At 22.7% G+C, this 277-nt stretch carries 1 protein-coding gene; it reads right to left on the bottom strand.

Annotation, left to right across the window (positions count from 1 at the left end; all coding sequences use genetic code 11):
* On the bottom strand, positions 1-277 hold a 277-nt coding region (locus SB659_RS19380; protein WP_410551575.1), incomplete at both ends, for a hypothetical protein.

Genomic DNA, 277 nt, shown 5'->3' with positions numbered 1-277 from the left:
AATGAATTTAGTAGAAAATCATTTACTAAAATTTCATTATTAATCTCATTAAAAATTATTGATTTATTATACTCACTAGCATCAAAAACGTTAATAAATGTAATTAATTTATCTATCTGTTCTATATATGAAGGAAAAAAAGTATTTGCATCTTTCAGATCTTCAAAGGGTTCAATTTTATCAAAATTAATTTCCTTTAGTTCAAATAAATTTTGATATTCTATGCTTTGAAGGCCAAATTGAGAAGATTCCAATATTTCGATCTCTTCATCAATAG

Source organism: Arthrobacter sp. SIMBA_036, from assembly GCF_046535135.1.
Classification (GTDB): Bacteria; Actinomycetota; Actinomycetes; order Actinomycetales; family Micrococcaceae; genus Arthrobacter.
The sequence above is the reverse complement of the archived record's forward strand: the minus strand, read 5'-3'. Positions and strand labels throughout refer to the sequence as shown.